The sequence below is a fragment of the Psychromonas sp. MME2 genome (assembly GCF_040566515.1).
Classification (GTDB): domain Bacteria; phylum Pseudomonadota; class Gammaproteobacteria; order Enterobacterales; family Psychromonadaceae; genus Psychromonas.
Genome location: NZ_JBEWXI010000006.1, coordinates 161,062 through 175,423, shown reverse-complemented (window position 1 = coordinate 175,423; position 14,362 = coordinate 161,062). Strand labels below are relative to the sequence as shown.

The following is a 14,362-nucleotide window of genomic DNA, read 5'->3' as shown; positions in this document are numbered from 1 at the left end:
AAGGCATTTTTTAACTTCGCCCTAAAACGGTATTTTCTATACCAAGATTTATTATGGTAAGTATATTCATCGGAGTTATGGATATAAGCAATAAAACGAGGACCAAACCCGCCGTTATTTTTATTGTTTCGCTGTGGCTAGCAATGATGGCATCAAAAGTAGAGTGTGATTCTTTTTCAGTTAACCACGCAATGAATTGATGATGAACATTTTTTAAATTCAAACCATGTACATTTTCTTGCTTGCTTAAAAATTCGACATTAATCGACGAGGCAACGGTTAATTCATGCTCATCGGTTACGGTTAATATAGTGACATGGTGTCCATGCTTAGCAATTTCTTCTGCTAAACGAATAGTCACAACCTGTACCCCTTCTATTTTTAAATCGCGGATAAAAAAACAGATATTCACAGCCCACTTCCTTGCAATAATTTTGCACGTGCTTGCATCAATTCATGCCAATCAAAGTGATTAACTGAAATGCGATCATGGCGATTTTTAGGCTGGGGGTTAAAAATAACTTGGCTACCTTTAGCCAGTGGCTTCCACTCTTCATAATTTCGTTGACTACCACCATAAATGGCCAATACAGGCGTATTCGTAGCACTAGCCATATGGACAACGGAAGTATCTGGAGTAAAACAGTAATCAGCAAAAGTTAATAACGCTAAGGTATTGTTAATACTACAGGGGGTATCAATGTAAATGAGACGTTCAGGATGACGACAACGCTGTTTTAAAGAGCGTAAAAAATCATTTTTCTCCGGCACTGGAATGAGTAGTAAATGGTCCTCGCCATTTTCCTCAGTCCAACGATTAACCAAACGCAATGCTTGCTCAAATGAGAAACAACGATTTTTCCCTGAACCAAAAAAGTTCATCGCCACTAAATAGCCTTTACTTTTTTTAGTTTGCTCAATAATCGTCTGAAATTGTTTTGTTTCCTTTGCATAGTTTGGCAAGGGAAATTTATATGCAAAATTAGGCGTATCGATAAAGAGCTTGGCAACGGCATGATAACGCTGAAAAAAATTAACATACTTCTGTTCAATATGAACATTAAAAATATTGTAGCGCTGTTTTTCATAGCCCACATAATAAGAAGCATTTAATGAGTGTAACGCTAATAGCTCTTTTTCACTAAAACCATTGCTAATATCGATAACCACATCAAACATACCCGCATATTGTCTATAACTTCTCGCGGTTTGCATACTACGTCGTGGTGACTGAATAATATTAATATGACTCACTTCGTTTAACCAAGCGGCACTCGCATTTCCCGTTATCACACTCAATTTTAAATCGGGACGATATTGACTTAAACAATCAATAAGGGCGCTACACATCACGGCATCCCCCAACTTATTATCCCAACGTAATAAACAAACTGAACGCACATCCTTAAATGCCAGTTTACTGTTTGGCTTTTTATCCCATAAAAGCGAGAATAAATTCAGTTTTATCTCTTTTTTACTATTGCGAATAAACCGCCATATTAACTTTACCGTTCTGATCATCTTGTTTCTATCCAATACGTGCAGTTAATCGGATTATTTCTATAAAGCAACTGCCAAAATAAAGATCTATTGTCTATTGTATATAATTTACAATAAACCCCTGCTATATTAGCACTTTTTAAATTTTTATTGGTAGAGAGTCTATGAAAATACTAATTATTGGCCCATCATGGATTGGTGATATGGTGATGTCTCAAGGACTATATACCACGCTCAAAGAGCAATATCCCAATTGTAGCATAGATGTAATAGCACCTAACTGGTGCAAACCCATTCTTAGTCGGATGGTGGAAATAGAAAATATTATAGAGATGCCACTAGGGCATGGTCAATTTTCTTTTTTTAAACGTCGTGAAATAGGCAAAGCTCTGATAAAAAACAATTATCAGCAAGCTTTTATATTAACCAATTCAGCCAAATCAGCCCTCATTCCATTTTTTGCTAATATCCCAAAACGTATCGGCTGGAAAGGAGAGTTTCGCTATGGGCTATTGACCGATTTGCGCACTAATCGTAAAGCATTTTCATTGATGATTGAACGCTATATTGCCCTCGCTTATCCAAAAGCCGAGATGACAGGCTCTGGGTCTATCAAAAAATTGCCCTCTCCCTCACTGTTTATTGATAAAGAGGCGCAATTAGCATGCTTTAACAAGTTCGCTTTAACCGCCAGTGAGAATATTATCGGCCTATGTCCAGGCGCTGAATTTGGTCCAGCTAAACGTTGGCCTGAAGGCCATTTTGCAACACTGGCTAAGATGTTAATTGAGCAAGGTGAGCAGGTATGGTTATTCGGTTCCGAGAAAGATAACCGGTTACTGAACAAATAAAAGCGACGCTTTCCCCTGAACAACAAAAACAGTGTGTTGATTTAGCGGGACGTACCAACCTTATTGAAGCGGTTGATTTAATGGCGGCTTGTAATACAGTTGTTAGTAATGACTCGGGCCTCATGCATATTGCAGCAGCCGTTGGCTGTAAAGTTGTCGCCCTATATGGCTCAACATCGCCAGGCTACACCCCACCATTAACAGAAAAAGTTAAAATTTTACACACCGATATTGAATGTCGCCCATGTTTTAAAAGGGAATGTCCCCTTAAGCACCTTAAATGTTTAACGGAAATATCAGCGGATCAAGTGTTCGCAGCGATTAATGAGTTAAAGGGTTAAACTTTGATGGCTAAGAAACGCTAATTATGCTGATACGTCTATTATATACCTTGCTTATAACCTTGGCTGCGCCATTTTTTTTATATGGCTTGTATAAAAAAAAACCTAACAAACCCGCCTTCGCTGAACGCTGGGTTGAACATTTTGGTTTTACGCCGAAACTTAATGACCCAAATGGCAAGCCCATTTGGATTCATACTGTCTCGGTGGGCGAAGCCATTGCCGCAACCCCCTTTATCAAAACACTAAAAGCGAAGCACCCTAACACGCCTATTGTGGTCACCACCACCACCAGCACTGGCGCGGCAGAAATAGCAAAATTAGCGCCACTGATTGAACATCGGTATATGCCCTTAGATCTTCCCTTTGCCGTAAAGGGATTCCTAAAAGCAATTCGCCCAATGAAATTAATCATTATGGAAACCGAGCTTTGGCCCAATACTCTGCATTATGCGGCAAAATCGGGTATCCCTATTACCATCATCAATGCACGTCTATCGCAGCGTTCCTGTTCTCGCTATCAAAAATTTCAAGCTGTATTTGATTTATTGTCTAGCAATATCAAAACGATTCTTTGTCAAACGAAGGATGATGCTCAGCGCTTTGCACAATTAGGCGTTGCGCAGGAGAAAATCCATGTAACTGGATCGATAAAGTTTGATATAGAGATCACCGATGCGATAAAACAGCGCGGCATGGATTTAAGAAAAGAATTAGCCACTACACGCCCTGTCTGGATTGCCGCCAGCACGCATCATGGTGAAGATGAAAAAATAGTTGCCGCACATAAACAATTACTTGAACTGATTCCAAATGCCCTGTTAATCATTGTACCGCGCCATCCTGAGCGCTTTGATGCCGTTTATTTTATGTGCCAAGCGCAGCACCTAAAGGTCGCAAGACGAAGTCACAAAGAGCCCATTGATGTCGATACTCAGGTTTACTTGGGCGATACGATGGGGGAAATGTTAACCCTTATTGGGGCTGCCGATATCTGCTTTATGGCGGGAAGTTTATTGGGTAACGCCGTTGGCGGGCATAATGTGCTAGAGCCAGCCGCCCTTGCTAAACCGATTTTAATCGGGCCTAGTTATTTTAATTTCCAACAAATTAGTGAGCAACTAATCGCACTAGGGGCATGTACCGTCTGCCACGATAGCAGCGAGATAAGCACGCAACTCCTTACCCTATTTAACGCCCCTGACATTAGAAAAACGCAGGGAAATAATGCCCTTGCATTGGTCAATAAAAGTAAAGGGGCGGTGCAGAGGACTTTAAGTTATTTCTTATGACTGATACCCCTTTAGCAATAACAGCCAATCCTGTTCAGACCATTTAATGGCGCGTTTGTTGCGTTCTTTATTAAAAGATCGCAATAGGCGCTGTAAATTCCCCTCTTGCCAATTTTCTCCGCGCTGTTGATAGCACTTATCAAAATCGATTAACCAAACCTTGCCCAGCTCATCCAATAAAATATTATGGATATTTAAATCCGTATGGTTAACCTGTGCCGCATGCATTTTTTTTATTTGCTGACCAATATTAACGTATTCTATTTCCGTTAACGTTCGCTGTTGCAAAATGGCGACAAGATCCTGCGCATTAGCTATTTTTTCAGAAAGAAGATCCGCTTGATAACAAAAATTTCTTTTTTTCACTCGTGCTGCAATCGGGCGCGGAACATGTACGCCAGACTCAGCCAATTGATGTAAAAGATGAAATTCAGCGATACAGCGCGTTTTTTCAAGCCCCATGAAAATATAATGGTCAGAGACTATTTTGCCAAACAAACCGCCACGGCGATAATGTCGCAGTGCCCCCTGTATATTAGCTAATTGAATAAACCAGGTCGTGCCTCGCCCAGTAGCAGAACCCACAACGCATGCTTTGGTTTGCCAATAGTCAATTGAAAAACAATCACTTAAATTATCATTAATCAATTCATCATCATAAATAATATAGTTTTTGCCCTGCTGGTAACGTTGGATCATATGCTCATCTCTCAATTTTTTCTAAGTTTAGCAATCTAAATCAAAAAAATCTTTTGCTTATTGTATACTTAGCAAATGTAAACTAATCAATGAATAATGAATGGCACTATTTACTCAAGCACCTAATTCACTCTGTATTCTACGCCTCTCCGCTATTGGCGATGTTTGCCATGCTGTTGCGATGGTACAGGCGATTCAAAAACAGTGGCCAAAAACTGAGATAACTTGGATCGTTGGCAAAATCGAAGCGCAACTTGTGGCTGATCTCCCCGATATTAATATCGTTGTTTACGATAAAAAAGCTGGCCTCGCAGGCATGCGTAAAATTTGGCAACAGTTAGGCAAGCAAAAGTTTGACGCTTTGCTACATATGCAACTTGCGCTAAGAGCAAGTTTATTAACACTGGGGATCAAGGCGAAGTATAAAGTCGGTTTTAACTTTAAACGCGCTAAAGAGTTACAATGGTTGTTCACCAATAAACGCATTACAGATACCGCATCAGCACACGTTCTCGACAGCTTTTATGAATTCGCCTATTACTTAGGCATCCAGCAAACTACGCCAACGTGGAATATTCCTTTGCCGACTGCTGACATTGAGTTTGCACAGCAAATTAGCACAGACAATAAACCGCTATTTGTTATCTCTCCTGCCGCCAGTAAAGATGAACGCAACTGGCTAAGTGAACGTTATGCGGCGATTGGCGATTATGTTACGGAACAGGGCTATCAAGTGGTACTGTGCGGCTCTCCTGCACCAAGGGAAATAACACTAGGCCAACAAATCGAGCAACAGATGCGCCATCAAGTAACTAATTTGATTGCGAAAACCTCGTTAAAACAGCTGACAGCCGTGCTTAAACAAGCCGAGATCGTGCTTGCGCCAGATTCAGGCCCGGCACATATAGCAACCACTCAAGGAACCGCAGTAATCGGGTTGTATGGACACAGTAATCCCAAACGCACAGGGCCCTATTTCAGTCAACAATGGATTGTCAGTGTCTATCAACAACACGTTGAACACCAGCAGGGTAAACCGCTTGAACAGCTTCCCTGGAGTACGCGAGTCAAAGGCAGTGATATTATGGCCGACATTAGCATTAGCGCTGTCACACATAAAATCGATCAATTAATTGCTCAGCAACATCATTTAAATTAAGGGTTTTTATGAGTACCAATAAAACAACCATCGGTGTCTTAATGATTGTAAAAAATGAACAAAAGCATCTCGCTGCCTGCCTTGATTCCGTTAAAGGTTGGGTGGATGAAATTGTCATTGTAGACTCAGGTAGTGATGATAATACCGAGCAAATTGCCCGCCAATATACCGACAAATTTATTGCCCAGCATGATTGGCAAGGTTTTGGTAAACAACGCCAATTCGCGCAGCAGCAGATGAGCAGCGATTGGATACTGCCCTTAGATGCCGACGAGCGTGTATCGGATGAACTGAAAAACAGCATACTTGCAGCCGTACAAAATAATCCAAGCAATACCTGTTATTCACTTAATCGCTTAACCTATGCGCTGGGTAAATTTATCAGGCACTCAGGCTGGTATCCAGATAAAATTATCCGACTCTACCCTCGACAAGCAACACAATATAATGATGCCTTAGTACATGAAAGTGTTATTGTTCCAAAAAACTTCGAGGTGCAACACCTACAGGGTGACCTACTCCACTATACTTTCGATTCGCTAACCCAATATCGCAACAAAACCGCACTGTATATGAAGTCATGGACGGATCAAAGGGAAGGAAAAAAAAGTGCTTCATTAGGTAGTGCGATTGCACATGGTTTGTTTCGTTTTATAAAAATGTATATTATCAAACGCGGTTTCTTAGATGGCCGCCACGGATTATTACTTGCTATATTAAGTGCCAATACCACATTCACTCGCTATGCTGACTTATGGCTGAGAGAATATATGAAAAAACAACAGAGCAAAAAGTAGACTACTTTATGAAAAATAAAATATGCTTTATTAATACCTGTTCAGTCTGGGGCGGAGGTGAAAAGTGGCATTACACAACGGCTAAGTTTTTCTCTCAGAAATATGATATTTGCATGGTGACAAATCAGAAAAGTGAATTATATCAACGGTCTCACTCTGATATCCCTTGTTTTCCTGTAGCGATTAGCAACCTCAGCTTTTTAAATCCATATAAAATTTATCGTCTCTACCACTATTTTAAAAAAGAGCAGGTGAATAGCATTGTTTTAAACCTCCCCTCCGATGTCAAAACATCGGGTATAGCGGCGAAACTTGCTAAGGTAAAAAACATTGTTTATCGACGCGGCATGCCTAACCCCATTAAAAATAGCCTGTTAAATCGTTTTTTATTCAAACATGTGGTCACCGATATCATAGCCAACTCTCAAGAGATAAAACGCTCTCTATTGGCTAAAAGCAGGATCTATTTCCCAAGGAAAAAATTAAGGTGATCTACAACAGCGTTAATATTGAACATTTTCCGGAAAAAATAAAACACACTAGAGAGCAAATTACTCTAGGCTGTGCAGGACGATTAGTGACGCAAAAAAACCAAATCGTACTAATAGAGATGGTCAAACAACTCGTTGCTGCGGGACTCAATATAAAACTTCTAATAGCAGGAAAAGGTGAGCTAGAAGAAAAACTCAAGCAATTAATCCTCGCATCAGGTATGCAAGAACATATCCATCTACTTGGATTTAGTCAGGATATTAATGAATTTCTAGAGCAGATTGACATTTTTGCTTTTCCTTCTCTATATGAAGGAAGTGCCAATATATTAGTAGAAGTGATGGCTAAAGGGCTCCCCTGCGTCACCTATAATCGCAGTAGCATGCCGGAAATGATAATTCATAATGAGACGGGGTTATTAGCGAACAACGACCAAGAATTTTGCGATGCGCTGAAAGCATTAATTTCATCAGCTGATTTAAGGGATAAATTGGGCTCTCAAGCACGTCAGTTTGCACGAAAAAACTTCAACAGTGATGACATTTATAAACAAATTGAAAATGTTATTGGACAATAATTTTACTTGGTATTCGCCAATTCCTTACAAAGTGAGAAAGTTATGAGCAACAAAGAGATAATCATAAATGATTTACAAGAGGCAGCCGTTGTATTGGATGCTTTTTTGCAAGATGATAAAAATATTGCCAATATCGAAAACGCCGCGAAATTAATTGCCAACGCCTTCAAAGCAGGTGGAAAAGTATTGTCATGCGGCAATGGAGGATCACACTGTGATGCCATGCATTTTGCCGAAGAGCTAACGGGTCGTTATCGAGATAATCGCCCTGGTTATCCAGGCATAGCTATTTCAGATCCAAGCCATATATCCTGTGTGAGTAATGACTTTGGCTATGATTATGTATTTTCACGTTATCTTGAAGCCGTTGGTCGTACTGGCGATGTTCTCTTTTGCCTATCCACATCAGGAAATTCCAAAAATATACTGATTGCCATTGAAGCGGCCAAGAAAAAAGGGATCGCCGTTGTCGCATTAACGGGTAAGGACGGTGGGCAGATGGCAGGCTGTGCCGATGTCGAAATTCGCGTCCCCCACTTTGGTTATGCGGATCGTATTCAAGAGATACATATTAAAGTGATTCATATTATTATTCGCCTAATCGAAATTGAAATGGCTAAATAAATTTAAATTGAATCCCAAATTACCTCACTGAGCCGTAACTTGGTTATTGGTAATCACTTGGTTATTGGTAATCACTTCGTTATTGATATAGAGATCCCGAAGCCGATTCACATCGTTATAGGTGAATGGAAGTTCGGGATCGGCTTGCGCATCACTGCTAAATAAATGGCTCGCCCGCTGCCACTGTAATCGCCGCTTGGCATCACTATTGGCGACAAAACCATCAGTAAATGCAAGACCTTCCTGAGAATAGCCCCAAAATATTTTATCATCATCCTGCGAGAGTAAGTTATTTCCGCCAAGGGTGGTATAGGTTGCGTTCGACAAGCTCAAATGATACAAAGTAGGAAAAATATCCTTGTGCGAACCCACCCTCATCGGTGAATACTGATAATCAATATGACCCAATATTTGCTGCGGCACATACAGATAAAAAGGAACTTGTGACTTACTCGCAACATCTTGTCTATTGTGCGTTTTCATAGAACGCAAACGGTGATCACCCGTCGCAACCACAATAGTATTGTCGGCTAATTCCCCCCCTTAATATGGCTGATAAATTTCCCTAAAGCGTCGGCACCATACTGATAGGTTTGTAACATTTGCATTTGCTGTTCGGGCGACAGCTCTGTTTTTTCCTGTAAATTCAAGCTTGGTTTAACCACTTTTGGCTGATAATTATCTGGCGTTTGATATGGAGAGTGATTACCGACCGTTAATAGGCAGATAAAAACAGGTTTATCACTTTCGGCTAGGATTTTTTGTACAAACTTAAATACAAATTCATCGGGCACTCCCCAAGAGCTGGCATAGTCTGCAGCCTCTGGAAAATACTTAGCAATACTGTTTTCATCGTAAACCTTGTCAAATCCTTGCAGGGGAAGATAATTAAATAAATTGCGCCACATGCCATTACCTGCATTAACAAAGATGATTTCATATCCTGCATTTTTATAAGGAATAACCGCGCTGTCGGCCATTTTTACCTTTGCTGCCGTGGAATGACTGATATTAGGGACACTGCTGTGCACAAAGAGATTAACAATCGTGGCATTGGTATCTGATGTTTCAGCGTAAAAACGTTTAAATAAAAAATCGTTCTGAAAATGATGACGTAGGCTTGCCAATACATCATTATTTACAATGTCATCTTCATCAAGAATACTGGTTGCCATCGACTCCATCAGAGCAAAGACAACATTGGGACGGTTACTCACCAAATAAGGATTAACGGGAGTTTGTTGTTGCAACGAATCACTTTTGACAACTTGTTCAATACTCGCAAGTAACTCTTTTGCATTAACGGCTCTGAATGTGAACTGCTGCTCATAATCAGACTTAGCCCAATCTAACGCCATAAATGGATTTGGAGTAACAATATTGAGTTTTACATTGTCAGAGATATTAGCATGGTATCGTTTAAGGGGATGGCTCCCCAAGGTTCCGCGTGCAAACAGAAAAAACAGAGCAATACAGAGAAAAACCGCGCAACCTGTCAAATAAGGTCGATTTTTTTGACGACGTATTTGCTTAAGTTGCAGCTCCGTGACCAAGCTTTTTTTAGTTAAATAAGTAAACAAAAAGCTGATCAGCACACTAAAACTAAGCCCCAACATAACCGGGTAATCTGTCCAGATACTATCAATAACAGCGGAAGTATCATCATCAAAAAGCCCAAAAATAAAGAGATCAATATAATTGCCGTAGGTTTGATAATAATAAAAGTTAACGATCGAAAAGAGACAAATAAGAAAATAGATCAGAGCACTAAAGGCAAGCGAAAAGCGTAGATACAGATTAAAAAATCGTTCTGATTTAGCCGTCACTAAGCCAATTAAAAGAGGAAGAGAAAAAGCGATACAAATGACTTTTAAATCAAATCGTAGCCCCCTTAGCGCCATTAGGGGTAAATCATTGATATAGGCAAGTAAAGTAGCGCTATCAGCAATTTTATACAGAAAAAACAAGCGAAACGCCGATAGAAACAAGATAGATAATAAAACTTGAATAAAAATCAGTCGTATTAGCCTGTAAAAATTGCACTGAAACATCACTACTCCATCGGGAAAATAAATAGCCTAAGGTTACTTATAAAATGATCGATACCATTGCACAAAAGCTTCCACGCCTTCAGCAACGCCCACCTTAGGCTGATAGCCAGTCACATTAAAGAGATCGCGTGTATCGGCATAGGTTTGATAAACATCCCCGGCCTGCATTGGCATAAAGTTTTTCTTCGCCTGCATTGTCAGTGAAGTTTCTAATGCGCTGACAAAATCCATTAATTTAACGGGATTGCCATTACCTATGTTATAAACGGCATAGGGAGCCGAGCTCGTTGCAGGCGAGCCAGTTTCCACTGTCCAATCACTATTTTTGGTCGGTATAACATCTTGAATGCGCATAATACCCTCAACAATATCATCGATATAGGTAAAATCACGGCGCATATCCCCCTGATTATAAATATCAATCACATCACCATTGACTATTTTTTGGGTGAATTTAAATAGCGCCATATCAGGTCGTCCCCACGGGCCATAAACAGTGAAGAACCGTAATCCTGTAGTAGGCACATCATATAAATGTGAGTAAGTGTGCGCCATTAATTCATTGGATTTTTTAGTCGCAGCATAGAGTGAAATAGGATGATCCACTGAATCACTGGTCGCAAATGGCACCTTACCATTTAACCCATAAACTGAACTCGATGAGGCATAAATTAAATGCTTCACTTTATGATGGCGGCAACCTTCCAATACATTTAAATGTCCCACTAAGTTACTATCGGCATAGGCTAAGGGATTATCGATGGAGTAACGAACGCCAGCCTGCGCGGCGAGGTGAATAACGCGATCAAATTGATGCGTAGCAAAAAGAGCAGGCATGCCTTCTCTATCAGCTAAATCTAATTTAATAAAAGTAAATAGGGGATGTTCAATCCGCTGTAAACGCGCGGTTTTTAAGCTAACATCATAATAATCGTTTAGATTATCAATGCCGATAACCTCATGCCCTGCAGCAGTCAACCGTTCAACAACCGCACTTCCAATAAAACCTGCCGCACCTGTTACTAAATATTTCATAATAAGCCTATCTCGTTAACATCTAAATCTAGGGCACAACAGTCTTTATTTGCCACCCAGTCGAATTACTTATATCCATGTTAGCGCAGTATAAGCCCTATCGTAAAAATCTAAAAGGTATAAGCATTTTATTAGCAATGACCATCATATTATGCGAATGGAGATAACTAAATTGGCAAAAAATAAATGGATAGATATAAAAAAACCGCTTAAAAAAGCGGTTTTTTATGGTCACTAGAATCGCTTATTTCCAAGCTTTCCAAGTATTAATTAGACCATTTGTTGAGCTATCGTGGCTTGCAACGTCATCTGCTGTATTCAATTCAGGCAGAATTTGTCCCGCAAGTTGTTTACCCAGTTCCACACCCCATTGGTCAAATGAGAAGATATTCCAAATAATACCTTGCGCGAATATTTTTTGCTCATACATCGCAATTAATTGGCCTAATGTTGTTGGCGTAATTTGCTTCACTAAAATAGAGTTAGTTGGTTTGTTACCAACAAACACTTTAGAAGGTACTAAATGCGCCACATCCGCCGCAGCTTTACCTGCCGCTGCAAATTCAGCTTCCACTTGTGCTTGGCTTTTACCAAAGGCTAACGCTTCTGTTTGTGCAAAGAAATTAGATAGCAGTTTAGTATGGTGATCGCCAGTCGGGTTATGGCTTATCGCTGGTGCAATAAAGTCACAAGGAATTAATTTAGTGCCTTGATGAATTAATTGATAGAAAGCGTGTTGGCCATTTGTACCCGGCTCACCCCAGATGATTGGACCCGTTTGATAATCAACCACATCGCCATTGCGATCCACTGATTTACCATTTGACTCCATATTACCCTGTTGGAAATAAGCAGGGAAACGGTGCATATATTGGTCATAAGGCAGAATAGTTTCAGATTCTGCGCCGTAGAAGTTGTTATACCAAATACCAATAACTGCTAAAATAACCGGAATGTTGTTGGCAAAATCAGTCTCAGCAAAGTGTTTATCCATGTCATGAGCACCAGCAAGTAGATCTGCATAATTATCATAACCAATGGTCAATGCGATTGATAAACCAATTGCAGACCAAATTGAATAACGACCACCTACCCAATCCCAGAATTCAAACATGTTATCAACATCGATACCAAATTCCGTAACCGATTTTGCATTAGTTGATAGTGCAGCAAAATGTTTAGCAACAAAGGCTTCATCCTGCGCAAAATTTAAGAACCAATCACGTGCGCTGTGTGCATTGGTCATTGTCTCTTGCGTGGTAAATGTTTTTGAAGCAATTAAGAATAGTGTGGTTTCAGGATCCAGTTTCGCTAACGTCTCAACGATGTGCGTACCATCTACATTCGATACAAAATGTGCTTCGATGCCATCTACTTTATAGGCACGAAGTGCTTCAGTTACCATGAATGGGCCTAAGTCAGAACCACCGATGCCGATATTAACGATATCTGTAATACGTTTACCCGTGTAACCTTTCCATTCACCTGAATGTACTTTCGCACAGAATGCTTTCATTTTTTCCTGAACAGCGTTCACTTTTGGCATAACATCTTCGCCATCAACCATAACGGGAGTGTTACTACGGTTACGAAGCGCCGTATGTAAAACAGCACGGTCTTCAGTCACATTGATTTTGTCACCCGCGAACTGTGCTTTAATCGCACCTTTAAGATCCACTTCTTCAGCAAGTTGCAACAGTTTTGCAAAAATCTCTTTAGTGATTAAGTTCTTAGAAAAATCGACTAAAATCTCATCGTTAAACTGACAAGAAAATGCCTTAAAACGGTCTGCATCATTAGCAAAAAGTGTCGCCATTTGCATATCAGAATTAGCATCAAATAGAGCTTGTAATTCAGACCATGCCGCTGTTTTCGTTGGATTGATATTTTTTAGCATTGTTGTATCCCAAAAGTTATGTTTAGAAACTTGATTCACAATAACGAATAGCTTTTTAACTCATTAATTAGAGCTATTACTAAATTCATTGAATGGCATGATTATAACGTAAAAATTTTGACTTGCATCGCACAAAAATTTAATTTAAATCAACAATAGCGCTATCAGCGGGTAGCAATTGCCAAATAATGGCCAATATAACAATAAATATCCCCTTTTTTATAAAATAAGGTATCATCTTCGATCTCATTTAAGCGCCTTAAATTAGTATAAAATAAGAGAGAAATATGAGTAACACACAAGAAAACACCACTCATTTTGGCTTTAAGACGGTTCAGGAAAACCAAAAAGCTGAGCTAGTTGCCGATGTATTCCACTCTGTTGCGGCTAAGTACGACCTGATGAATGATGTTTTATCGATGGGTATCCACCGCATATGGAAGCGATTTACAATTGATTGTTCTGGTATTCGTCAAGGCCAAAAGGTATTAGATTTAGCCGGTGGAACAGGCGACTTAACGGCAAAGTTTTCCCGTATTGTCGGTAAAAATGGTCACGTTGTTTTAGCGGATATCAATGAATCAATGCTTAAAGTTGGCCGTAGCAAATTACGTGACCTTGGTATTGTCGGCAATGTTAATTATGTACAGGCCAACGCAGAAGAACTTCCTTTTCCCGATAACCATTTTGATTTGGTCACCATTGCCTTTGGTTTACGTAATGTCACCGATAAGGATAAAGCATTAGCTTCTATCTATCGCGTCTTAAAACCCGGTGGCCGTTTATTAGTGCTCGAGTTTTCCAAGCCACTATATAAGCCTGTTAGTAAATTTTACGATTTCTATTCTTTTAATATCCTCCCAAAATTGGGCAAATTATTTGCTAATGATAGTGATAGTTATCAATATCTTGCAGAAAGTATTCGCATGCATCCAAATCAGGATACACTAAAAGAGATGATGGAAAATGTCGGCTTTGAAGGAAGTGAATACTTTAATTTAAGCGCGGGCATCGTGGCGCTTCACCGTGGATATAAATACTAGATAA

The 14,362-nt window shown here is 39.8% G+C and carries 14 protein-coding genes and 1 pseudogene; 8 read left to right on the top strand and 7 right to left on the bottom strand.

What is annotated here, in order from left to right:
- Positions 1 to 10: 10 nt before the first annotated feature.
- The gene (locus AB1A03_RS06745; protein WP_354623890.1) at positions 11 to 412 is read right to left on the bottom strand and encodes a hypothetical protein; all 402 of its coding nucleotides are present in this window, start codon (positions 410 to 412) and stop codon (positions 11 to 13) included.
- On the bottom strand, positions 409 to 1,521 hold the full coding sequence (locus tag AB1A03_RS06740; RefSeq protein WP_354623889.1) for a glycosyltransferase family 9 protein: 1,113 nt from the start codon (positions 1,519 to 1,521) through the stop codon (positions 409 to 411). Before AB1A03_RS06740 ends, AB1A03_RS06745 begins: the two co-directional genes overlap by 4 nt.
- Before the next feature lie 143 nt (positions 1,522 to 1,664).
- Between AB1A03_RS06740 and waaF the strand changes: the two are divergent.
- Together waaF and waaA are read left to right on the top strand one after the other, a co-directional pair.
- Positions 1,665 to 2,692 (top strand): annotated as a pseudogene (gene waaF / locus AB1A03_RS06735) (lipopolysaccharide heptosyltransferase II).
- Positions 2,693 to 2,718: 26 nt separating this feature from the next.
- Entirely contained in the window at positions 2,719 to 3,984 is a 1,266-nt protein-coding gene (gene waaA, locus AB1A03_RS06730; RefSeq protein ID WP_354623888.1) for a lipid IV(A) 3-deoxy-D-manno-octulosonic acid transferase, read from the top strand.
- Here waaA and AB1A03_RS06725 read toward each other — a convergent pair.
- Positions 3,979 to 4,683: a 3-deoxy-D-manno-octulosonic acid kinase gene (locus AB1A03_RS06725; RefSeq protein WP_354623887.1), complete on the bottom strand. Its 705-nt coding sequence runs from the start codon at positions 4,681 to 4,683 to the stop codon at positions 3,979 to 3,981. The two genes, waaA and AB1A03_RS06725, sit on opposite strands and share 6 nt — an antisense overlap.
- Positions 4,684 to 4,783: 100 nt before the next feature.
- Here AB1A03_RS06725 and AB1A03_RS06720 point away from each other — a divergent pair, with 100 nt between their 5' ends.
- The 5 genes from AB1A03_RS06720 to lpcA are packed head-to-tail and all read left to right on the top strand — an operon-like array spanning position 4,784 to position 8,332.
- Positions 4,784 to 5,842 carry a glycosyltransferase family 9 protein gene (locus AB1A03_RS06720; protein ID WP_354623886.1) on the top strand — a complete coding sequence of 353 codons (1,059 nt, stop codon included), beginning with the start codon at positions 4,784 to 4,786 and terminating at the stop codon, positions 5,840 to 5,842.
- An 8-nt stretch (positions 5,843 to 5,850) separates the two neighbouring features.
- Positions 5,851 to 6,639: a glycosyltransferase family 2 protein gene (locus AB1A03_RS06715; RefSeq protein WP_354623884.1), complete on the top strand. Its 789-nt coding sequence runs from the start codon at positions 5,851 to 5,853 to the stop codon at positions 6,637 to 6,639.
- Positions 6,640 to 6,647: 8 nt separating this feature from the next.
- The gene (locus AB1A03_RS06710) at positions 6,648 to 7,130 is read left to right on the top strand and encodes a glycosyltransferase family protein (protein WP_354623883.1); all 483 of its coding nucleotides are present in this window, start codon (positions 6,648 to 6,650) and stop codon (positions 7,128 to 7,130) included.
- Positions 7,127 to 7,708, top strand: a complete 582-nt coding sequence (locus AB1A03_RS06705; RefSeq protein WP_354623882.1) for a glycosyltransferase — start codon at positions 7,127 to 7,129, stop codon at positions 7,706 to 7,708. Before AB1A03_RS06710 ends, AB1A03_RS06705 begins: the two co-directional genes overlap by 4 nt.
- Before the next feature lie 42 nt (positions 7,709 to 7,750).
- The gene (lpcA, locus tag AB1A03_RS06700) at positions 7,751 to 8,332 is read left to right on the top strand and encodes a D-sedoheptulose 7-phosphate isomerase (protein ID WP_354623881.1); all 582 of its coding nucleotides are present in this window, start codon (positions 7,751 to 7,753) and stop codon (positions 8,330 to 8,332) included.
- A gap of 24 nt (positions 8,333 to 8,356) precedes the next feature.
- Here the strand turns inward: lpcA and AB1A03_RS06695 are convergent, their stop codons facing one another.
- The 4 genes from AB1A03_RS06695 to pgi all read right to left on the bottom strand — a co-directional run bounded on the left by AB1A03_RS06695 (position 8,357) and on the right by pgi (position 13,315).
- Positions 8,357 to 8,824 (bottom strand): hypothetical protein, encoded by a 468-nt coding sequence (locus AB1A03_RS06695; RefSeq protein WP_354623880.1) that lies wholly within the window; start codon positions 8,822 to 8,824, stop codon positions 8,357 to 8,359.
- Positions 8,825 to 8,862: 38 nt separating this feature from the next.
- A complete protein-coding gene (locus tag AB1A03_RS06690) occupies positions 8,863 to 10,299 on the bottom strand; it encodes an LTA synthase family protein (RefSeq protein ID WP_354623879.1) in 1,437 nt (478 codons plus the stop codon).
- A gap of 117 nt (positions 10,300 to 10,416) precedes the next feature.
- Positions 10,417 to 11,418, bottom strand: a complete 1,002-nt coding sequence (locus tag AB1A03_RS06685; RefSeq protein ID WP_354623877.1) for an NAD-dependent epimerase — start codon at positions 11,416 to 11,418, stop codon at positions 10,417 to 10,419.
- A 244-nt stretch (positions 11,419 to 11,662) separates the two neighbouring features.
- A complete protein-coding gene (pgi, locus tag AB1A03_RS06680) occupies positions 11,663 to 13,315 on the bottom strand; it encodes a glucose-6-phosphate isomerase (RefSeq protein WP_354623876.1) in 1,653 nt (550 codons plus the stop codon).
- A gap of 287 nt (positions 13,316 to 13,602) precedes the next feature.
- Here pgi and ubiE point away from each other — a divergent pair, with 287 nt between their 5' ends.
- Positions 13,603 to 14,358 (top strand): bifunctional demethylmenaquinone methyltransferase/2-methoxy-6-polyprenyl-1,4-benzoquinol methylase UbiE, encoded by a 756-nt coding sequence (ubiE, locus tag AB1A03_RS06675; RefSeq protein WP_354623875.1) that lies wholly within the window; start codon positions 13,603 to 13,605, stop codon positions 14,356 to 14,358.
- The last annotated feature ends 4 nt before the right edge of the window (positions 14,359 to 14,362 follow it).